Source organism: Paenibacillus donghaensis (assembly GCF_002192415.1).
Taxonomy (GTDB): domain Bacteria; phylum Bacillota; class Bacilli; order Paenibacillales; family Paenibacillaceae; genus Paenibacillus_AQ; species Paenibacillus_AQ donghaensis.
In genome coordinates this window covers 1369765-1391928 of the sequence record NZ_CP021780.1, presented here as the reverse complement: position 1 = coordinate 1391928, position 22164 = coordinate 1369765, and the positions used below count along the sequence as shown (strand labels likewise).

17 protein-coding genes are annotated in these 22164 nt (G+C 48.6%); 6 read left to right on the top strand and 11 right to left on the bottom strand.

The window, feature by feature from the left end; all coding sequences use genetic code 11:
* Positions 1 to 42 precede the first annotated feature (42 nt).
* The 3 genes from B9T62_RS05825 to B9T62_RS05815 all read right to left on the bottom strand — a co-directional run bounded on the left by B9T62_RS05825 (position 43) and on the right by B9T62_RS05815 (position 2001).
* The gene (locus B9T62_RS05825; RefSeq protein ID WP_245864357.1) at positions 43 to 978 is read right to left on the bottom strand and encodes an AraC family transcriptional regulator; all 936 of its coding nucleotides are present in this window, start codon (positions 976 to 978) and stop codon (positions 43 to 45) included.
* Positions 979 to 1243: 265 nt separating this feature from the next.
* Positions 1244 to 1597: a carboxymuconolactone decarboxylase family protein gene (locus B9T62_RS05820; protein ID WP_087914403.1), complete on the bottom strand. Its 354-nt coding sequence runs from the start codon at positions 1595 to 1597 to the stop codon at positions 1244 to 1246.
* Positions 1594 to 2001 (bottom strand): tautomerase family protein, encoded by a 408-nt coding sequence (locus tag B9T62_RS05815; RefSeq protein WP_087914402.1) that lies wholly within the window; start codon positions 1999 to 2001, stop codon positions 1594 to 1596. The genes B9T62_RS05820 and B9T62_RS05815 overlap by 4 nt, the downstream gene beginning before the upstream one ends.
* 121 nt (positions 2002 to 2122) lie before the next feature.
* Between B9T62_RS05815 and B9T62_RS05810 the strand changes: the two genes are divergently transcribed.
* A complete protein-coding gene (locus B9T62_RS05810) occupies positions 2123 to 3010 on the top strand; it encodes a LysR family transcriptional regulator (RefSeq protein WP_087914401.1) in 888 nt (295 codons plus the stop codon).
* On the opposite strand, the gene B9T62_RS05805 is transcribed toward B9T62_RS05810, so the two are convergent.
* A complete protein-coding gene (locus tag B9T62_RS05805) occupies positions 3007 to 4068 on the bottom strand; it encodes an LLM class flavin-dependent oxidoreductase (RefSeq protein ID WP_087914400.1) in 1062 nt (353 codons plus the stop codon). The genes B9T62_RS05810 and B9T62_RS05805 overlap by 4 nt on opposite strands.
* Before the next feature lie 68 nt (positions 4069 to 4136).
* On the opposite strand from B9T62_RS05805, the gene B9T62_RS05800 reads away from it, so the two are divergent.
* Positions 4137 to 4910 carry an S-layer homology domain-containing protein gene (locus B9T62_RS05800; RefSeq protein ID WP_342746186.1) on the top strand — a complete coding sequence of 258 codons (774 nt, stop codon included), beginning with the start codon at positions 4137 to 4139 and terminating at the stop codon, positions 4908 to 4910.
* Between the two features lie 394 nt (positions 4911 to 5304).
* On the opposite strand, the gene B9T62_RS05795 is transcribed toward B9T62_RS05800, so the two are convergent.
* The 6 genes from B9T62_RS05795 to B9T62_RS05770 form a co-directional block, all read right to left on the bottom strand.
* Positions 5305 to 6903 carry an AraC family transcriptional regulator gene (locus B9T62_RS05795; protein ID WP_087914398.1) on the bottom strand — a complete coding sequence of 533 codons (1599 nt, stop codon included), beginning with the start codon at positions 6901 to 6903 and terminating at the stop codon, positions 5305 to 5307.
* A gap of 122 nt (positions 6904 to 7025) precedes the next feature.
* Positions 7026 to 8039 carry an ABC transporter substrate-binding protein gene (locus B9T62_RS05790; RefSeq protein WP_087914397.1) on the bottom strand — a complete coding sequence of 338 codons (1014 nt, stop codon included), beginning with the start codon at positions 8037 to 8039 and terminating at the stop codon, positions 7026 to 7028.
* Positions 8040 to 8355: 316 nt separating this feature from the next.
* The gene (locus tag B9T62_RS05785) at positions 8356 to 9018 is read right to left on the bottom strand and encodes a formylglycine-generating enzyme family protein (RefSeq protein WP_425436678.1); all 663 of its coding nucleotides are present in this window, start codon (positions 9016 to 9018) and stop codon (positions 8356 to 8358) included.
* Positions 9019 to 9115: 97 nt separating this feature from the next.
* Positions 9116 to 10036 (bottom strand): DUF1848 domain-containing protein, encoded by a 921-nt coding sequence (locus B9T62_RS05780; RefSeq protein WP_245864356.1) that lies wholly within the window; start codon positions 10034 to 10036, stop codon positions 9116 to 9118.
* Between the two features lie 219 nt (positions 10037 to 10255).
* The gene (locus B9T62_RS40175) at positions 10256 to 14953 is read right to left on the bottom strand and encodes a carbohydrate binding domain-containing protein (protein ID WP_211296416.1); all 4698 of its coding nucleotides are present in this window, start codon (positions 14951 to 14953) and stop codon (positions 10256 to 10258) included.
* A gap of 205 nt (positions 14954 to 15158) precedes the next feature.
* A complete protein-coding gene (locus tag B9T62_RS05770; RefSeq protein WP_087914394.1) occupies positions 15159 to 15887 on the bottom strand; it encodes a response regulator transcription factor in 729 nt (242 codons plus the stop codon).
* Between the two features lie 1136 nt (positions 15888 to 17023).
* Between B9T62_RS05770 and B9T62_RS05765 the strand changes: the two genes are divergently transcribed.
* From B9T62_RS05765 to B9T62_RS05755, 3 genes are all read left to right on the top strand, one after another.
* Positions 17024 to 17719 (top strand): rhamnogalacturonan acetylesterase, encoded by a 696-nt coding sequence (locus B9T62_RS05765; RefSeq protein WP_087914393.1) that lies wholly within the window; start codon positions 17024 to 17026, stop codon positions 17717 to 17719.
* A gap of 76 nt (positions 17720 to 17795) precedes the next feature.
* Positions 17796 to 18896, top strand: coding sequence for a mandelate racemase/muconate lactonizing enzyme family protein (locus tag B9T62_RS05760; RefSeq protein ID WP_087914392.1), 1101 nt, complete (start codon positions 17796 to 17798; stop codon positions 18894 to 18896).
* Between the two features lie 15 nt (positions 18897 to 18911).
* Positions 18912 to 19754 carry a sugar phosphate isomerase/epimerase family protein gene (locus tag B9T62_RS05755; protein WP_087914391.1) on the top strand — a complete coding sequence of 281 codons (843 nt, stop codon included), beginning with the start codon at positions 18912 to 18914 and terminating at the stop codon, positions 19752 to 19754.
* Positions 19755 to 19765: 11 nt separating this feature from the next.
* On the opposite strand, the gene B9T62_RS05750 is transcribed toward B9T62_RS05755, so the two are convergent.
* Positions 19766 to 20233: a DUF1801 domain-containing protein gene (locus B9T62_RS05750; RefSeq protein ID WP_087914390.1), complete on the bottom strand. Its 468-nt coding sequence runs from the start codon at positions 20231 to 20233 to the stop codon at positions 19766 to 19768.
* 176 nt (positions 20234 to 20409) lie between these two features.
* On the opposite strand from B9T62_RS05750, the gene B9T62_RS05745 reads away from it, so the two are divergent.
* The gene (locus B9T62_RS05745) at positions 20410 to 22101 is read left to right on the top strand and encodes a M3 family oligoendopeptidase (protein ID WP_087914389.1); all 1692 of its coding nucleotides are present in this window, start codon (positions 20410 to 20412) and stop codon (positions 22099 to 22101) included.
* The last annotated feature ends 63 nt before the right edge of the window (positions 22102 to 22164 follow it).

Sequence of the window (22164 nt, the reverse complement as noted above, 5' to 3'; positions counted from 1 at the left end):
GCAGTGACCTGTGGAGTTATGTTATCTAACCTTAGATTACCGTTATTCTGCGCCTTGCTCTCCGCCTAACTGCTCATAAACTGACACTATCTTACTGCAATCGGTAGGGGTGGTGCCGCGAATATTCCGGGGTTCGGTTCCGATATGGCGTTTGAACAGCCGGTTGAAATTGGATAAGGTACGGAAGCCGCATTCCATGGCAATGTCGACGATTTTGCGGTCTGAGGATTCAAGCAGCGAATATGCATGCTCCAGTCGGAGGTGGATTAGATACATCAGGGGAGACATTCCGACCGTACGCCGGAAAATATCACTGAAACGCGAGGGACTTAAATAGGTCAGGGCAGCCAATTCTTCCAGAGTCCAGGGATAGGCATAACGCTGCTCCATCACCCGGGTCACATGGCGCATTTTATCGAGCTGAAGCGGGCTGACGGTGCTCTTGCCTTTCTTCAGGTTGTCCACACGAAAAAAACGGCTGACGCCCACCAGAAACTGCAGCAAATAGGAATATACGATCGAGGTATAGGACTGCTGTCCGCCTTCATGCTCCTCCTGCATGCGCAGCAGCAGCGACCGTAACTCATCCATCTTCGGATGGCTGCGGTCCAGCAGATTATTGAAATACACTCCCATTTCTTTAAAAGGACATAGAATATCAGGGTCACAGCGCAAACTGCCCAGGAACCAGGAAGCATCAAAGGTAATAACCTGCATCACCAAATTATCAGTCTCATAAGCACAGTGAAGATCATTTGCGTTAATCAGCAGGATATCCCCACCCTGAAAATCTTGGCGTTCCCCGTTGATCATGTAATAGCCGGTACCGGATTTGATCATATTGATTTCGAGCGCATCATGAGCATGCAGCCTTTGATAATGGGTGGTGACTCCAATCGTGTCGCTCAGATGGATCGGATATTCCCTTTGAAACAACACCTTCTCTCTAAAGCGGTCCTCGGTAAGCATAATTTCCATCCTCTATTCACCTCCGGGTAAGATGTATTCACAGAATCACCTACTGAATCCGCCTGCACTTTAAAGGCTATAGATCAGCTTAGATTCATCCTACGGGATTGTGATTTTGGTGTCAATAATCATTACATTCGACCTTATTCACCCCTATTCGCGCAAAAAATTTTGCAGAGTGTCCTCACCAAGTGCTTACGTATATCCTACTTAAAAATAAGGGCCGTCCCAAGCAGCCATTTCATGACTTATGGGACAGCCCCTCACAGTATGTTCAGTCCCGGCTTGTCTCCGAGTCCAGATTGACGTCTTGCAGCGTTTCCTTGGCTACCTGCAGCGCAGATGCAGCCCGTGGCCACCCCGCATAGAATGCGAGATGAGTTATGACCTCAATCAACTCCTCTTGGCCCAGGCCATTCTTCAGAGCAAGCCGGATATGAAAAGGAAGCTGCTCCGTATGCCCACTGGCAACAAGCGCAGCTATGGTGACAAGACTGCGGTCCCGCGGCATCAGTTGCTCTCTTCTCCACACATCGCCGAACAGCATGTCCTCCGAATAACGGGCGAACGCAGGCGCTATCTCCCCCAACGTTTCGCGAACATTCGATTCTATCACAGGATTTCTCATCTGCGGCCAGCTCCTTCCGGACCAATCATTTGCGCGATTCCATTGCCGAACGTCCAGTCTTCAAATTCCGTATCCACCAATACGACAAAAACATCCTCTGTCCTAATCGCCACCCGCTCCGACAACCGTTCAGCCAGACTGCTGTAAAAGTGTTTTTTCTGGGCTGTGCTTCTTCCCGATTTCAATGTAATTTGGATAAACAGCAGCCCGTCTGTGCGCTTAATGTCCATATAACTTGGGCTATAATAAAACTCGCTGGCCTTATGGCCGTGGAATACCTGGAAGAAATCTTCTTCCGGCACGTTAAAATGCTCCACCAGCGCCCTCTGGATCTCACTGCTGATTCCCTCTAATTGTAAGGCATCATATTGACCCTCTTTGTAGCTGACTCTGACAAATGGCATAACGTCCTGCCCCTTTCAAGAACTGATTGATTGATATTGTATATTGTAACCCTGCCTTCTTATTCTGTATAATTGAATTAACTGATATACTAATTCAACTTAACAGATGGAGACAATTACCATGGACCTAAAAGAACTGACCGCCTTTCAGACCATTCTGCAAGAAGGCAATTTCTCAAGAGCAGCTGCCAAACTCAACTACGCACAATCTACAATAACGAATCAGATCCAGCGTCTGGAGAAGGAATTGGGAATTCAGCTGTTTAACCGGGGCTGGGATTCCGAGCTGACAGATGAAGGACGGATTATGGCTGCAGAAATAGATCAGCTTATTCAACACTGGAATTATGTAGCGGAGCAGGCCAAAGCGCTGCACAAAGAGGAGCTTGGCACCCTGAACGTCGGAGCGCTGGAGTCCTTGACAGAACATATTCTGCCACACTCCTTGCGCCGGTTCAGGGAACTCAAGCCCCGGATCTCTTGTCATTTTGTGATTGGAAATACTGACTTGCTGTCACGTGCCCTGCTGCAGAATCAACTCGATTTCGCTGTGTGCGGTGAACCTGTGGAACCTGCCGCTTTTCACTTCGAACCTTTGTACACGGAGCGGATCTCTTTCATCGCTGCACAGAACCATCCACTGGCTGATAGAGAGTCGATCCCTTTCGAAGAACTGCTCCGGTATCCGCTGGTGGTTGGTGGAGCGACTTGTCTGTATTCGTTGGCGTTAGCGAAGCAGTTTGCCCGTTACAGCCAGACGCCTTGGTTGTACACGGTGAGCCAAATCTCGGCCATCCCGCAATTCGTCCGCAGCCTCTCAGCTGTAGGAGCTGTTCTCGATTCCACACCAATACCGCCTGAAACCGTCAGAATCCCTGTGGATCTGCAGGATTCGCTCCTGCCTGTTGGCATCCTGCAGCTGCGAAGCGTGACACATCCCTCTTCGTCAATGAAGCTTCTGATGAACTATGTGACGGAAGAACTGAACGATTCACATCTTCTATCTTAACCGTTAAGTCTGCAATCCAGAATTCGGGCTGCCGCTTCCCGTACACGTGGAGCGACTTCCGTCCCAAACAGCCTGATCGCCTGCATCACATCCGCATGTGGCATCGTGCCATGAGGCATATGCAGCAGGAATCTTGTAATCCCCACATGCTCATGCAGGTGGATGATCTTGGACGCCACCGTCTGCGGATCTCCTACATACAAAGCGCCTTCCGGGCTGCATGCCGCATCATAATCCGAACGGTGATAAGGAGGCAGCCCCTTCTCCAGCGCTCTCACATTGGTCCGTGCGTGGGTTGACGGGAAAAACTTCTCTACAGCCAGCTGCTGAGTCTCAGCGATAAAGCCATGCGAATGCGACGCAATCGGCAGCCGGGCGAGATCATGGCCTGCTCGAGCCGCCGCTTCCTTATACAGCTGCACATGCCTGGCATAGTCCAAGGGACGAACCCCTCCGATAATAGCCAGCGCAAAAGGCAATCCCAATTCTCCGGCGCGGACCGCAGACTCCGGACTCCCCGCACTGCCTATCCATATCGGCAGAGGTGTCTGCACGGGCCGCGGATAAATACCTAAATTATGTATAGCAGGTCTATATTTGCCGCTCCAGGTGACTTTCTCGGACTGCTGAATGCTTAACAGCAAGTCCAGCTTCTCATCAAAAATCTCTTCATAATCCTTGAGATCATAGCCGAATAACGGAAACGACTCTGTAAAGGAGCCACGGCCCACCATCAGCTCCGCGCGCCCGTTCGAAATTCCGTCCAGTGTAGCGAAGTCCTGAAATACACGGACCGGATCGGCCGAGGACAGAATCATTACGGTGCTGGTCAGACGAATTCTGGATGTCCGGACTGCTGCCGCAGCCAACACCACCGCAGGCGATGATGCGGCAAAATCAGCCCGATGATGTTCACCAATACCGTATACATCCAGTCCCACCTGCTCCGCGAGCACAATCTCCTCTACCACTTCACGCAAACGTTCTGCATGGCTCATCGTCTTGCCGGTTTCTACATCCGGCGTTGTCTCCACAAAGGTGCTTATCCCAAGTTCCAATTCACTGTTCCCCCTATTTGTTTCATTCCTATATTCTAAAGGCTCCTAGCTGATTATTCAAAATTTAAATTTCGAACGTAACCCGGGTATATGCGGCGGTCTTCAACCACAAGACGTTCGCGGATCTGCCGGATGCGTACTGGGCGAAGCACGCGGTTGAAGTCCTGGCTTCGAGAGGAGTCATAACCGGCGTGTCCGCAAAGCAATTCATGCCGGATCAGAAGATTACGCACGCAGATTACGCCCTACTGCTGGTTCGCGCATTGGGTCTGTCCGGTGCAGGGGAGAACAGCTTCCTTAATGTGGCGCAGGACGATTACTTCTACGGGGAACTAATGACCGCGAACAAGCTGGGGATCGTGAACGGCCAAGCAGACGGCCGCTTTCAGCCGAAGCAGTCCATCTCCAGACAGGAGATGTTCGTGATAACAGCCAGAGCGCTGCGGGCAGCAGGTCTCTGGAATTCCATGCCTGAAACCTCTGGTGCAGTTTCTGCTGTAGCTTCTGTACCGGCAGCCTCTCGTGCAGTTTCTGCTACTGCTTCTGTACCGGCAGCCTCTCGTGCGTTTTCTGGTGCAGCTTTTGCACCGGCAGCCTCTGGTGCAGTTTCTGCTGCAGCTTCTGTACCGGCAGCCTCTGGTGCAGTTTCTGCTGTAGCTTCTGTACCGGCAGCCTCCTTCAGCGACCAGAACCATATTGCCCTTTATGCCGCCGAGGATATTGCTGCGCCGGCTGCAGCGGGCTACCTGCAGGGAGATACCCGGCAGCAGCTGAACCCGACAGCCTATTCCACCCGCGCCGAAGCAGCTGTGCTGCTCTACAGAATACTGGGGCTGGAATAGCAGATTGAAGTGTGTGGATAAATAACTGAAAATACAAACAGGCCGCCTCCTCTTCAGGAGTGCGGCCTGTTTTGTTTTGCCAAATTGGTCGAATGCGTGCTGTCTTGTGGAGTGGCTGCTAGAGTGAGTAACTCCTGGCTAACTGTATTTCGTACAGCTATTTCGGGCGAATTCTGCCCAGAAATGAGTTTAGATGTATTCTGTGCAGTTATTTTCTGTCAAAACGCTGCTACAGCGCTAACTGGACAATTTTAACTGCACGAAATGCAGCTATTCCTGATTTCATCACCCTATCGGCGGATATAGCTGTACGAAATACAGTTACGACCCAAACCCACTTCTCCTGTGGTTCCAGCCGCCTTCACAGGCCGTAAGAATCGAAAGGGCTTAAACCTCAAGCCAATACCTGCAGCACATCATCAATCTTCCGGCGATGGGACAACACGCCATAATTCATCCAGGCCATAAAATCCACTTCATAAACACAGCCGCTGCGAACAGCGGGCAGACTGCGCCAGAGCTTGCTGTCCAGCAGACTGCGGCCCTCGCCTTCCTGCTTATCGAAGGTGATGAACAGGTGATCCGCCTCCAGACGGGACAACATCTCTCCAGTAAGACTTACCCTCCGCTCGCCCCGGGTCCACTGCTGAACCAGAGGATGAGGCAGCAAGCCCAAGTCCCTGTACAGCACATTACCTATGTACCCCAGCTCTCCGCATCCATACAGCACGGCTCCACAAGCGGAAATCCGCAGCACGGCCACCGTCTGGGAACGCACAGATCGTCGCAGCTTAAGCTGTGCCTGCCGGGCATGCTGCTCGTAGTCCATGATAACCTCGCTTACGCTGTCCAGCCGCCCTGAAACTGCGGCCACCGTGCGAAGTGTGGAACGCCAGTCCTCGCAGCCATACGGCAGCCGAAACAGCGGAGCCACCCGCCGGCATTCCTCCAGACTCCAACGCTCATGCCCCTGGTCCAGCAGAATCAGTTCCGGGCGGTGGCCGGACAGGACTTCCCAATTCCCGGAGGAAATATCGAACTCGGGAATCTCCTGAAGCTGCAGATACTCCTGCCTGCCCCAATGGGCATGACAATACTGCACCACCGGCTTGATGCCCAGCGCCAGCAGGAAATCTTCCAGAAATGGAGCAAAGATCCGCTTCTCCTGATGGGAATGGCGATATTGTCCCGGAGTCATGCCAATGGTCCCCTTGAACCGCCGGTTGAAGTAATACTCATTGCTGTATCCGACAGCCTGTGCGATCGTATTCAGACGGTCTCCCGTCAGCAGCAGCAGCTGTTGGGCCCGGTCAATTCGGATCCAGTTCAAATAGTCCAGCGGCAGCTGTCCGGTAATCTCCTTGAACAGGGTGGTGTAGCGGGAACGACTGGTCCCGGCCAGCTCAGCCAACTGGTCGACAGTCAGTGACTGCTGGTAGTTCTCTTTCATATATTCAATGGAACGCCGCACAGCGCTTTTGGTGTCTTTTGCCGCAGACTGCTCCAGTTGGGCCCGAAGAATCAGCAGCAGCAGCTCCTGAAACCGGATATGACTGACGAACCGTTCGATTTCTTGCTCAGAGTGATGATACTGATCCAGCGCGTTCAGCAGCAGCAGACATTGGGAGAACGGCTCACAACTCACCGGCCCGCAGCGGGTTAATCCGTTCACTGGAGCCTGTGCCACTCCGTTTAGAGTCTCACCGGTGCTGGTCAGAGGTCTGAACTTTAATTGGGTGAAGCTCATTTCACCTTGTGTGCACTCGATCCTTCCGACGCTTCCCGGTTCCAAGATCATGCCTGTTCCTTGCTGCAGAGGGATAGGAGTACCGTTCCATGCCATATGGCCCGATCCTTCTGTAAGGATGATTAAAGTGTGCTCCCGGAACACGGTTTGTCCATATTTACTCTCTGAAGAACGATTAACCTTCTCTATATCCAGCAAGGAATAGAATATCGTTTGACGCTCATTCACCCAAGGTTCAGCTGACATGTAGATATCCCTCCTAACTGAGAATCATTTTCACTATCTCTAGTGTAAAACAAAAAAGAAAGCCGATCAACATAACGTTGACCAGCTCACTTCATTATACATACTCTCGCTTGCTTGCCGGCTTATTTGACCATAGATTTAAGCAGGTCATCCAGCTTCATGGAGTTCGCGGTAATAGCACCGGATTGCCAGTGGGAACGTTCTATCTTGTATACTTTTCCGTTCTGAATCGCCGGGATATTCTTCCACAGCGGTCCCTCCAGCTGCTTCAAGGCTTGTTGATTCTCAGGGTCCTCCCAGGTGCCATTGGCTGGAAAAACAATGATATGCTCTGCTTCCAGATCAGGCACCACTTCCTCGGACAGCAGCACCTGGAACTCGCTCATCTCGGCTGCCATTGGAACAGGCTCAAGCCCAAACTGGCTGTAGATCAACCCGGTAAGCCTGTTTTTGACACCAAACAAGGCGATACTTTTATCCGCTACATTCAGCCGCAGCACGGCTACCTTTTCTTTGCCAACCGCCTGCTCCAGTTTCGCTTTGCCTTCAGCTACTTTTTGCTCATATTCGGCCAGCACAGCTTCTGCTTGCTCCGGCATATTCATGACGTCTGCCACCGCCCGCAGTATTGCCGTAGAATCCTGCAGAATTTCCTCTTTTAACCGGTAGGTAGGGGCAATTTTGCTATACAGTTCATATTGGGCGGCATCCACTGCCCCATCCACAATAATCAGATCGGGATTAATGTCCAGCAATTGCTCCAGACTGCCCGTGATATCGAACTGTGGCGCAGTAAGCTTCAAGTAATCCTGCTTTCCCCAGTTTGGATGATACCATTGCACAACAGGCGTAACCCCCAGCGCAGTAAGATAATCCTCCAAATATATCGCTGCCACGCGCTGTGGATGGGCCGGAACAACAACCTCTCCGAATTCATCTACAACGGTACGGGTGGCATTCTCTCCCTGAGTATTTCCCGCTGTGCTCTCAGGTGCTGCATTAGTCTGGCCTTTTCCCGTGTTGCCAGCTCCTGCCGTTTCCGCAGAACTCCCGCTATTTCCACCACATGCTGCAAGCCCTAATACCATCGTCAGCAGCAAGGCTGCTCCAACCGACCATCGACCCCATCTTGCCATCTGTCTCTCCACCCCTATGTCCGTTATCGTTGATAATCATTATCACTGATATCATGGACAATCATAGCGTATGGACGATAAACAATTCAATGCATATTCTCTTGGAATTTTTTATACAAACAGCCTGTTCAAGCTCGGAATCAGCAGACCCTAAACGACTAAGAAGCAGGATGTTCGATTCTGATTACTACATTCCCCTTCTTATGCCCTTGTTCCACGTAATTTGTCAAAAATCATCCGGTTATGCCCCTTAACGGTACTGACTGCAAGGTGCAGCTGAGCATGTAAATCTGGCCTAAGCTACTGCGAAGCTGAATCACTGAGCTACAGTTCGGGCCAGACGAAAACCAAGGTCATCAATACGAAACGTCGGGTGGCTGCGGCGGCGGCACGTAGCTCCACACCCTCTGGCTTCTTCCGCCCAGCTGCCACCACGGAACACGCGGTAGGAGCCATATACCTTCGGATCGTATAGGTCCCAGCACCATTCCCAAACATTGCCCAACATATCATGCAGCCCCCATGCGTTAGGTTGCTTGTGACCTACCTCATGGGCAGTGCCAGCCGAATTCTCATCATACCAGGCAATCTGATCAAGCTCGCCGTATCGATACCCTGTAGTTCCCGCCTTACATGCGTACTGCCATTCCGCTTCTGAAGGCAGCCGATAGCCGTCGGATTCCACATTACAGAGGACACTCGCTCCATTATCACTTATCGTATAGTATTCGTTCAGGCCTAAGTGCCCAGACAGCCTATTACAGAAAAGCACCGCATCCTGCCAAGAAACACTCACTACCGGCTTACGATCAGCGTTAGATGTACTTGGAGTTCCCCCTGTAACCGCAGCATATAGCTCCTTGGTGACCGGGTAACGGGCAAGCAGAAACGGTTTAAGATTAACCTTCCATTGCGCCTCTGTCCGGTCGTCCCTCAACTCTATGGCTCCGCCAGGAATGGCTGCCATCAGGCCATCCATTTGACTCTGTAGAATTCCTCCCAATCTGCCATCCTCCTTATGTTTGTATTGCTCACTCTCGCTTTCTGTAAAGATCATTCTGCATGATTCGCAGTAATTAATTGTGATGATTATATCTATCTATCAAGGAAGGACTGTCTATAAAATGATGCTCCAAGGCATTGCTTACCGCTTTTTCACTTTGAACCGCATAGCAATAAGTGCAATTATACCTACAGGTATTATACACTCCCATATCTGCCGAGCCTGCACACAGACATTCTGCACGTTGATTCTTATCCTTACCCTGGATTGTCTCCAAGTTAAATAACTCAAATAACAGTCTCGAATCTATACAAGCCCCATGCCCTATATTATATTGCTCAAGGTTTAGCTTCTCGGCACAGGATAATACCTCGAGCTGATTATGGATAGATATATTCCTTATTCCCACTAATAATTGATCTAACTCTGCAGCATATTCAGGATCAGCTATGTCCGTAAACGATAGTTGATGTTCCGATTCCAGCGCTTTCAATCTGTTCCTAACCTTGCCGTAAAAGTCCAAAAAACTAATGATCAAACGCGAGGAATAACCTTTAAGTTCATTCGAGATAGCTTGTATCTTATCAAGATGGTATTCAATCGGAGTAATGGAGCTGACCATAATTGGATCATAACGCCAGATCACCCGTTGCGGACCTAACCGTTCACTAAGCTGCTTGAAGCTGTCTATTCTGGAAGACAATTTCGGAACATTCGGCTCAAATACTGAAGGATAATCATTCAGAGTATATTGAAAATAATAACGATAACCCCGTCGATCCAACTCATCCAGATACTTCACAAAAGGCTTGGGATTCTTAGTCCAGAACACAATCGCATCCACATCCTCAGGCTTCAGACTCACCTCTGTAACCTGGTTGCGATTAAACGGGTTCATTCTATAGAAATAGCCCTCCCGGATTCTGGTCATAAACCATTCACCAAAAAAAGCCGGAATATCCGTTCTTCTGCTTGCGCTAATAATCAGATTCAACACCTCCTCTGTTTATTTTAGCAAACATATGTTCTTATTCCCAGCTTTTTTTTCATCCCCTGTAGGATGGGTGGATTTAGGTTACCTGAATGAACTAAAGAAACGGCATCTCTGCCGTTTCTTTAGTTATTCACTCCGCAATTCAAGCGTCCAGTTAAACTTTGGCAATAAATCCGACCTCATGTGAGGGGAGTCTATAATCGTCTGTTAATGCTGCAATTATCTACCGATACGAGCGAAAGGAACAGTCAGTAAGTCGATATCGCCCCACTCTTTAGGAGAGTTGGAATCGGATACTCCCGGAGTGTTGGAAGTCGCTGGATCATTAGGAAGGGTATCGACCGACGAGAACTCACCTTGGTGGAGCATTACACCGATACCTGCATTCTCAATATCAGGATTTCCGATGGCGCTCAGTGGAATTTTTGCTTCATAGAAAGTATCGCGATTTGGATCGTGACCCAATGTGATAAAATCCACCAGTTTGCCCGGATCGTTCACATCATCGGCATCCTTCACACCCCATAGGGTTGAATAACCTTTACCTTTAGCAAATTTCACAGTAATACCCGCAGCTGCACCTGTCTTATAGTTCACACCGTTGTCGTCAACAGGGAATAAACCGTTAACAGCTCTGGAGATGTACCCGGAGTGGAACATATTCGAGGCGATGTTAAATTGGTAATCAGGAAGATCCAACCCACCCCAAACCGCTTGGTTTCCGTTCTTCTTCCACATATCATGTGTTGCACCAGCGCCGGAAATCGTCTCGATTCCGATCGTTTGCGGCATATCCATGGAGCGGATTGGTGTCCCTCCTGCAGAACCAGCATTAGCAGGGTCTACAATATCTGTTACATCTACATACTGCCAAGCCAGATAGATGTACTCACTGTCCCATGCAGCCCACAGATGGCTAAGATCCATCGGCGACTCATGGAGTGCCCAGTTGCTGCCTAGCGTACGCGGATCATCACCAGCCATATCGATGGCAATCAACATTTCATCTGTCCATTCACCGTTATTAACTCCATCGATCGGTATTGGAGCAGACACCCGCTTGCCCAACGTCGGGTTAGTGGAATAGGGTTTGTTTCCACCTGGTACGATGATCGTTCCCATTAATGTTTCAACTCTTATTTCATCGCTAACTGCCGAGTAATTGTTAACAGCATCGAAAGCTTTAACCGTATAATTATACGATGTTTTTTCAGTCAAACCGGTGTCCGTGAAGCTAGTTGTGGTAGAAGTGCCTACTTTAGCATCATTGCGATAGATATCATAGCCTGCTACACCAATATTATCCGTTGAAGCTGTCCATTGAAGAGCAACAGAGGAAGAAGTTGCCGTCCCTATTACATTCGTTGGCTGGGAAGGTGCGATTGTATCGAGAGTACCCGGCACTTCAACCGTTACTTCATTGCTAAGCCCAGAGAAATTGCCTGCGGCATCACGGGCGCGAACTTGATACTTGTAAGCCGTGCCCTCAATTACCGTGCTGTCGATGAATGTTGTAGCATTCATTGTAAATGTCTCCGTGCTTGTGCCGGCCTTCCGACTAATTTCATAGCTTACGACGCCAATATTGTCAGTAGAAGCGCCCCAAGTCAGGGTAACTGTCTTAGGAGTGCCCGTACTGAGATTGCCAGCAAGGTTAGCTGGGACTGAGGGAGAAACCGTATCGTTCCCTGCCGGCTTTTCCCCGATTTTCACTTGTCCTGCAGAACCATTATTGCCAGGAATGTAAATATTGTCGCCTACATTGAAGAAGTAGTTCTTCTGACCATTACTATCCCAAACATTGCTGCCATTGTTGAAGCAAGCTTCCAGGCGGTTAGCTGTCCCAATATCAATAATCATTTTTTTATAACCTGAGTTTAACGAATCATTTTCCATTCTCACTCCTGGAGTAGATGTCCAGGTGCCGCCCTCAGCACGATAATGAATATTTACGTTGGTCCAGCCCTCTTTGTAGTACACAGTCACCTTGTTTCCTGGTAACGGAACTCCCGGTTTACCGGCAGTTACCGTACCGGCGCTATACGTATTATCGCCTTTGTTGAAGAAGTAATTCTTCTGATTGTTGTTATCCCATTGTCCGCTGCCATTGTTGAATGCGGCTTCGACCCGTGTTGCTGTTCCGGTTCCCAGGTCAATCGTGTATACAGCGTATCCGGGAATGTCAGACTCTGCCATCTTCACACCTGGAACAGCTGACCAAGTGCCGCCCTCAGTACGGTAGTGGATATAAGGAGTCGTGAAGCCTTTTTTGTAGTAAACAGTAACGCTGTTGTCAGTACCCAGTGGTTGCGTCTTTACGCTCAATTCGTTACTTGGATCAGATGTTCCACCCGATTGGCTTCTGGCAATCACTTTGTAGGTATACGTAGTTTCTCCAGTTAAGCCAGTATCCAAGTAAGTTGCTGCTGTAGACGAGCCTACCTTAATATTGTTGCGATATACGTCGTATCCAGCGATTCCAGCACTGTCCGTCGACGCAGTCCAGGTCAAGGATACCGTCCTATCCGTTGTCGCAGATGCTATTAGATTCGATGGAGCCGTTGGTTTAGTTACGACACGCGGATCCGTATCATGCCATGCAGTTCCGTCGTACCAGCCTGTTGTTGCTCTGGTGAAACCAGCCTGGTTCTGTGCTGGCACCTGCTTACCAGTGTTGTCTTTGAAGATAATTGTCGCTTGTTCAGCCTTGTCGAAGCTGTATACGTACCACTCGCCGCCTGCGCTCTCCATTGCTGGAGCTGTAGCCCATGTCGGGTCGTTGTCCTTCGGCGCTGTATCATAGAAATATAAACTCGGAGTTCCCCAGCCGCTAGGCTTCTTCAAGTAAATTTGCAGCTTGGCATTAGGATCACCCTTCGTAAAGGTGTAGGACCCCGTTCCTTCACCGTTCTCATTCGCCGCATACATTTTCAACGTTTTTGAATCATTAATAGCCATATCTGCGCCAATTGTGATCGTTGTTCCATTGGTAAATGCCACTCCGTTAATTGGATCGCTGCCATCCAGTGTGTACTTGCCACTCTCAGCATTGTTGACCGATAGTGTAACGATCGTTGTTTCGGTTTTAAATTTACCACCTGCAGGAGAAGCAGTAAGAATCGGAAATCTCTTGTTAACTCCAACGTTCTCAATCAGAATAACGCCGTTAGTTCCAGCCGTGAATCTTGCCTTGCCGCTGCTTACCACCACTTCGTTCTGCGTATAGGCATCACGCACAGTAGTCCCATCAGGAAATACGCCAGATACGTTGACGTCTACAGTACCCGAAGCTCCAGTAGCAACGACAACTTTATCCAGAATATCGCCTTGATCATAAGTACGGGAGAATGTATACGGGCTGTCTGCCATTTTCTTATGGATTCCTGCACCTATAGCAATATGATTGTTTCTGAACTTCCCAAGCTTCTGCCAATGTGACAGAACGGATGGGTTGATGCCGGACCAGTTCATCTGCGAACGTGCGCCTTGATCTGGATCAGAACCCGTCGCTCCGAACGGCCTTGCAGTCTCATCACCATAAAAGGTCTGCACGGCACCTGGAAGAAGCAGTAGTGCTGTGCCTGCTTGAATTAGGTTAGCACGGTTGTATAATCCCTTATCGTGTGAAGAGATATAGCTGATCATGTTGTAGTTAGGAAGTTCATTGTTAAACTCAGCCGCATAACGTGAGAATGTACTTTCCAGATCATTCATATTCGCCCCTTGGAACGTAAAGTTAATCAAGGAATCGAATCCATTATTGAAATAATTACTGTCTCTGCCAAGACCCTTACCCCATACTTCGCCTGTCATCCAGAAGCTATCCTTCCAACTTGCTCCAGGCTTCGTCGGGTTGTTCTGTCTCCATTTCGCAAGAGCACTGTTTGCACTTGTTTTGAGATCCTTCCATTTGTCCACGGTTACATGCTTCGCAGTGTCGATACGAAAACCGTCAATTCCGAATTCTTCAACCCATGAGGACAGCCACTTATTCATGTAGGCTGCTGGAGCGACGTTCAAGTCTTTGCGGTATTGCTTCGCAGCAGGTACAATCCAGTTATCGTAACCGCTAGTCTCTTTACTAAACTTCGTTTTCAGAATGGGCGGCAAAGTTGTGCCACTTGTGGCTTCTGTCTTGATATCCGGCAAGTAACCTACGCAAAGCGTGGTATCACTGCCGCCACATTGGTCGTAGCCTGCAATGTTATTCGCGCGGATCCAACTGTTCCCCCACCAAGTTGCCCAGGCACTAGTATTAGCAGTGTTCATAATGTTATTGTGTGTATGCCAATTCTGGCCCAGGCTTTTATTCGGAATCCAGCTGCCGGATAGTCCGCCATGGTCACCGTATCCGTACTCTTCCATGTCTACAAGAGTCGGATAAGCCACATGGTTCATAACTACATCAAGTACTACACGGATACCTTTGGAGTGAGCGAGATCAACGAACTCACGCATCTCTTCAATGGTTCCCATGCTTTTGTCCATCTCAGTGAAATCAAGCCCATAATATCCGTGGTAGCCATAGTGAGCGAAATCACCGTCTTTCCCGCCTACCCAGCCGTGCATTTGTTCCCAAGGTGCAGTGATCCAGATTGCGTTCGTACCCAGTTCCGTGAAATAACCCTCTTCAATCTTCTTAGTCAAGCCCTTAATATCCCCGCCGTGGAAAGTACCCACGTCTGAACCCCATGCATCTGTTTTCGGTCTTCCGTATGCCCCGTCATTGCTGGTGTTGCCGTTATTGAAGCGGTCAGTCATTACGAAGTAAACGTTTGCATTATCCCAACTGAAGATGCTGCCTTCCTGCTGTTGCTGTGCGTCATTAGTTTCTGTTGTGGCGGCGGGCGCTACTGCAGCCGATTCTGCTTGGACTGCAGGCGATGCTGCAATACTCCACAGCATAGAGAAGAGCAATACTAAGCTTAAGAACCCTTTGCAACTCTTTTTGACCATTAGCTTATCCTCCTGTAACGAAGTAGTGTACATCTAGTTACATGCTTCCTATACCTTTAATGAGCATAAGAGATGCAATCGTTTGCATTACAAATCAATCTTATCAACTGATTTTAAAGTTTAGTTAAAGTAATCGGTTATTTCGAAAAAAAATAAGTATTGATTATTACAGGTGATAGTCAATTGATTCCTCTGCCAGGGATACCGAACCGTTAAATTTATAGCCGACGCCTCTGACGGTATGGATATAGACGGGTTTACTTGGTTTTTTCTCGATTTTTTGCCGCAAGTTGTAGATATGTACCATAACGGTCCGTAGATCCCCTTCCTTAATGTCCCTCCAAATAAGATCATATAAGGTTTCCGTGTGGAACACGCGATTCGGATTCTTGGCCAGGGTAACCAGGATCTGAAACTCCTTGGAAGATAAGGAAACTCCCTTGCCATAGGCCGTAACAGAGTGGGTGGAAGGATCGATTTGCAGGCCTGGGTAGAGTAACAAATGACGCTGATTGACGGGGAAAGCTCTTTTATATCGGCGAATATGCGCTTTGATCCGGGCAAGCAACACATCATAGCTGAACGGTTTGGATACATACTCATCCCCTCCGCAGTTTAAAGCCTCAATCCTTAGGCCATCCTCCATGTGTTGACTTGTGAAAAGTACAGGTTTATCACTATATTTGCGCAGCTCCGTACATATCCTCAGGCCGGTTACATTGGTTATGGACACATCAAGAATAATAAGATCAGGATCATAGGCATGAATGAAGGCAACGGACGTTTGGCTGCTGTAAGAGTAACTAACGGCTTCTAATCCATGCTTGGACAAGTATTCAACCACCAGGTTGCGAGTATCAACGTCATCATCAATGATAATGATCTTATTCCACATGATTTAGCTCTCCTCTATACACTGTATTGTAAGCGCTTTATAAATTTTCAATCCGCGGTGTCTCTCCCCACCCTGTAGACATAGGAAAAACAACCCGCACCGAATGCACTAATCAATGGAATTCATTTCTTTGAGAAAATAAGGCTTCATCTCGAGTAGATACTAACACTTCAAGAGAATTTTTTAGTGGGCATTTGGTCCTATTTTTTTAAATTAATATCATTGTTTATAAATTTTTCCTTTTAAGTCACATCACCGCGTAGCCATTTGCGCAAGCCAGGAACGCTGGGATTGGCCGATGATGATCTGAGTGCTCTCAAGCCTGTGTGATCTTTCCAGCAGCAGGCTAGTCCAGTAACCAATTTTCACTTTGGCTCCTGTCTTGCGGACTCAGCAGCCCCTATTTACTGTAAAAAGCGTGTTTTGCCCGTTTAACGGACTCAGATGCCCTTATTCAAGTGAATCACCTCCGTTTAGAGCCTGTTTTGACTAAATAACGGCTATGCGGTCCGCAAGACATAAAAATATCGCAGAAATGAGGAAATAGCGGCTATACGATCCGCTAGGGAGTTGGTTACATTAAGTTCGGGTGGGAGAGTTACCTGGTTAAGGTGGAGCGATCCAATTAGGATGAGGACCATCCGGGTGCACAGAAGCACGGGGCAACCTGGGGCGATTCTCAGCAAACAGATCGATCCGGAAGCGCAATGCTCTAGGCTGCAGCTTCAAGGGGATATCAAACAGACTAATTGCAGTCACAACTCCCATAATCAACACAGAGTATATGCCAGTTGGTGTATGATAGCAGATAATACATGTCAATGAAGAGACAGTCGAAGCTATCAACCTTATTCATGAGTGTATTGCACATAATTCTTGACTTTGAATAGGCAAGGAACTAAAATGATAACGTTAACAATAATGTTGAACTCATATGAATCCGTTGCAAATTCAACCATTTTATATCTATATTTTTAATTAAAAATGAATATTATGCTACACATTTGTTATCTGATATTAATTGAATCAGCTGTGTCCAAGCAGGAAATAAACAAAAATTAAGTAATAATAACAGACATAATTGTTAACGTGTGCATTTATAGCGGATTCGCCATTATGTCAAGGAAGGGTACTCAATGAAACCTACACTTTTTATCGCCGGTGATTCTACAGCAGCCATTAAAGGGGCCACCGAGAAACCAATGACGGGCTGGGGAGAATTCCTGCAAGGTTACTTCGGAACTTCTCTTGAAGTGAACAATTGTGCAATCAACGGACGAAGCACCAGATCCTTTGTTGCCGAAGGCCGTATGGCGGCCATTCTCAAAGAATTCAAGCACGGAGATTATCTGTTCCTTCAATTTGGACACAACGACGAGAAGAAGGAAGACCCCTCCCGCTACACCGATCCTGATACAGAATACCGCGACAACTTGCATGAGTTCATAACATCAGCACGCCGGCTTGGTGGAACTCCTGTGCTGCTAACCTCTGTCAGCCGCCGCCGCTATCTGGAAGATGGAACCCTCGACCCCAATGCCGTAGGAGCTTATCCGGCGGCCATGAGGGAGGTTGCTGCAGCTACGCAGACACCGCTGCTGGATATCTTCGCAGCCTCTCAATTGCTGTGTCAGGATCTGGGTGTTGAAGGCTCCAAAGCTATATTCATGCATTTGCCTGAAGGCGCTCATCCCAACTATCCGGCCGGTGTTGAAGATAATACCCATTTCTCCGGCGAGGGTGCCCGAGAAATCGCCAGACTTGTGGCACAGGCTATTGAACAATCTGCCGGATTGTCTGAACTACAGTCCATGTTGCTCACCAACCCCTAGGTTAGACTTCTCAAGCCAAGTTGTCGAATTCAGCTTAAGTTCTGCCTATACCACTAAACTATAGGAGTGAATGCATATGTCGATCATCAAAGAAGTCATTACCGAGTACTACCGTATCCCGCTTCCGGAAATCATGGAGGATGCCAAGCACGGCCTGCATACTCATTTCGAGGTTCCGATTGTAATCATCCGGACAGATGACGGACGTGAAGGCGTAGGCTACACCTATACAGGCGGTTTTGGCGGCAAAGCTATTTGCTCCCTGATTGCCAATGAGCTCACCCGGATTCTGGTCGGCAAAGATGCCAGCTGTGTAGAGAGCATCTGGGAACAGATGAACTGGGGCATTCATTATGTAGCACGCGGCGGTCTGGCAAGCTTCGCTATTGCCGCCTGTGACATTGCCCTCTGGGACCTGCGCGCACGCAAAGCGGATGAACCGCTCTACAAGCTGCTCGGTGGTGCGAGCAATCAGGTTAAATGCTACGGCGGAGCTATTGATTTGAATTTCCCATTGGAGAAGCTGCTGCAGAACAACCAGAAATATTTGGACATGGGGCTTAGAGCCGTCAAAATAAAGCTTGGACAAAAAACACTCGCTGAAGATATTGAAAGAGTTGCCTCAGTACGCGATTTGATCGGTCCGGATGTTGCCTTTATGGTAGATGCCAACATGAGCTGGAGCGTGGAGAAAGCCATTAAAGCCGGCCGGGAATTCCTGAAATACGATATTCTCTTCCTGGAAGAACCCACGATTCCGGAGGATTATGCCGGTTATGCGCGCATTGCAGAGGAATCCGGGATCGCTGTCGCAGGCGGCGAGAACCTGCGGACATTGGTTGAGTTCAAGCATATGCTGCAATATGGACATGTTGACTTCCCGCAGCCGGATGCCTCCAACATTGGCGGAATTACAGGCTGGCTAAAAGTAGCCCATCTGACCCAGGCCTACAATCTTTCAGTGTCCACACACGGGATGCAAGAGCTGCATGTTAGCCTCCTGGCTGCCATGCCGAATGCCGGTTACCTGGAAATGCACAGTTTCCCGATTGACCAGTATACTACTCGCCCACTTGTTATTGAACCAGCGACCGGATTGGCTGTTGCGCCGGAGGAATCCGGTACAGGCGTAACCTTTGACTGGAACAAACTGGAACCTTACAAGCAGCCCTTCTAGAGAGGATCGATTCCCATGACCATCCCGCTTCATTTAGGAATCCGCGCCCATGATTTTGGACAGATTCCACTTACTGAACTGATCGGTAAGCTTCAGCATTATCAATTGCCGCATATCCAGTTTGCGCTGAAGAAGTCGTTTCCGCAAAGCGTTCATTCTCTCGCAGCTATAAGTCCGGGGACCGCCGCCTATTACGGCCAAGCGTTCCGGCAGGCAGGTATCCATATTTCTGTACTTGGATGTTATGTCAACATTGTGAATACGGATCCGCTGGCAAGAGCACAAGCTCTGAGCGAGTTCAGTACCCACCTGCGCTTAGCCCGAGACTTTGGAGCCAGCCTGGTCGGCACAGAGACCGGGTCCGTAGGGCAAGGTTATACGGAGGACAATTTTACAGAAGAGGTCTTCCAGGAAGTGATTGTCTCCGTCAAGTCCATGGTGGCTGAGGCTGAGCGTTTCGGCGTTACGGTGGGTATCGAGGCTGGCCTCAATCATCCCCTCCACACCATTCCCTTGATAAGACGGCTGCTCGATGCCATCCCATCCGGTAATCTGCAGGTTATTCTGGATTGTGCCAACCTGATGTCACCAGCCAATTACTTGCAGCAGGAATCGATCGTTGCCGAAGCTCTGGAACAACTGGGCAACCGGATCGCTGTGATTCATTTGAAGGACTTCGTGGTAGAGGATGGGAAGATCCGTATTGTCCCTATCGGCCAGGGATGGCTCGATTTCAAGCCCATTCTGCACTATATGAAATATCAGCGCCCGCATATTCATGGTCTCATGGAGAGTACCTCAGAAGCATACCTGCAAGGCAGCATAGCTTTTCTGCAGCAGCTTTATGAAGAAGCCTGAACGATATATGATTATTTCTTCTTTATCTTGTCTGTGGCTGTCTCATACATTTTGATATATTCATCAGTCGTGATCTTTCCGCTCAGCTCGCCAATGAGATCATACGGAATGCTGGCTATCTTTTTGAAACGGACACAAGATTTACCCATATCGAGCTTGCTCTGAACATGCTTCGGATATTCTCCCAGAAACCATTCGAGAAGCTTAGGATACATATACAGGCCTAAATGATAAAGTGCGATAAAGTTCTTCTGCGAGGCGATGCTGATAAAAGGAAGCGGCTGCTTCGGATTGACATGATATCCCGGCGGATAAAGCGAATGCGGCACCACATAAGTCAACATTCCATAGGACATGGTTTCCTGAAATCCCGGCGGGAGGTTGTCCTTAATCGTGCGTCTGAGCTTCTCCATGGCTTCCTTACGTTCTTCCGGCAACTGGCTTAGGTACTCTTCCGGGCTGTCTGCTTCGTACTTCATTATTTGTCCTCCATTCGATGACTGCACCATGATCTGAACTCAGTATACCTTCTTATTCCGCTCGTAATCCAACCGTTCTACAATTCAATAGCTTAAGACCATTAGAATTTTGTTTTTTCTCTGCTCCAGCATATATAATATAGTCCATATGGTAGAGAAAGGATGTTGATTATTTCATGAAGTTTACAGAATACCCTTATGAACGCCCCGATGCAAACAAGTTCAGACTGGAGTTCACCGCGCTGCTGAAAGGTCTGAACGCTGATAGTTGGGAGGAGCAGAGGAGCGCAGTCCTTGCGCTGAACAAGCTCCGCAGTGCTTTTGAAACCACCACCAGCCTCGTTTACATCCGGCACTCCATCAACACGGAGGATGAATTTTACAAAGCTGAACAGGAATACGTGGATGAGATTAGCCCCATTGTCCAGGAATACATAACAGAATATTACAGGGCACTCGTAAATTCCAAATTCAGAACCGAGATTGAGAAGGAATGGAGTCCGCAGCTGCTGCAGCTTGCCGAAATCTCACTCCGCACATTCAGCCCGGAAATTATCGAGGATCTGCAGCTGGAGAATAAACTCTCCACCAAATACTCCCAGGTGATTGCCTCGGCCAAAATCCTGTTCGATGGTGAAGAACTTACCTTGTCCCAACTCACACCGCTTGAAACGTCGACAGACCGCGATACACGCAAACGTGCTTTTACAGCCAAAAATGATTTCATGGCCGCGCACGAGTCCGAATTTGACCGTATTTATGACGATCTCGTTAAGGTCCGTGCCCGTATAGCCAAGAAGCTGGGTTACCCCAGCTTTGTGGAACTCGGTTACGACCGGATGATGCGTACCGATTATAACGCTACAATGGTGACCAATTTCCGCAAGCAGGTGCTGGAGCATATCGTTCCTGTCTCCCAAAAGCTGAAGAAGCGCCAGGCTGAGCGTTTAGGTCTGAATGCCCTGAAATATTACGATGAAAGCTTTAATTTCACTACCGGCAACGCTGCACCCAAAGGCAATCCCGAGTGGATTGTGGCGAACGGGGCAAAAATGTACAAAGAGCTTTCTCCGGAAACGGACGAGTTCTTCACTTATATGCAGGACAACGAGCTTATGGATCTGACAAGCAAAAAAGGCAAGCAATTCGGCGGGTACTGCACCTACCTGAGCCAGTATCAGTCGCCCTTTATTTTCTCCAACTTCAACGGAACCGCAGGGGATATCGATGTGCTGACCCATGAGGTCGGCCATGCCTTCCAGGTTTATGAGAGCCGTCACCTGCTTATGCCTGAATATGAATTCCCGACTTCCGAAGCGGCTGAAATCCACTCCATGAGTATGGAGTTCTTCGCCTGGCCGTGGATGGATCTTTTCTTTGAGCAAGACGCTGACAAATACCGGTTCAATCATCTGGCATCCAGTTTGGAGTTCATTCCCTACGGTGTCTCCGTAGATGAATTCCAGCATTTTGTTTATAACAATCCTGAGGCTACTCCACTTGAGCGCAAGCAGGCTTGGCGCGAAATCGAGAAGAAATATTTGCCGCACCGCGATTATGACGGCAACACATATTTGGAACAAGGTGGCTTCTGGCATAAACAAGGACATATCTTCAACTCACCGTTCTACTATATTGATTATACGCTGGCCCAGCTGTGTGCCTTCCAGTTCTGGAAACGTTCGAATGAAGATTTCAAATCGGCCTGGAGCGATTATCTGCGTCTATGCCAAGCTGGGGGAAGCCAATCTTTTGTCCAGTTGGTTGAGCTAGCCGGTCTGATCTCACCTTTCGAGGATGGTTGTGTAAGCTCCGTAATCGGGGAGATTGAAGGCTGGTTAAATTCTATTGACGATAAAGCACTGTAACTCCTAAGTGTACACAACAACAAGCAATTCCTGCCTTGATGGAGGAATTGCTTGTTTTGTTAT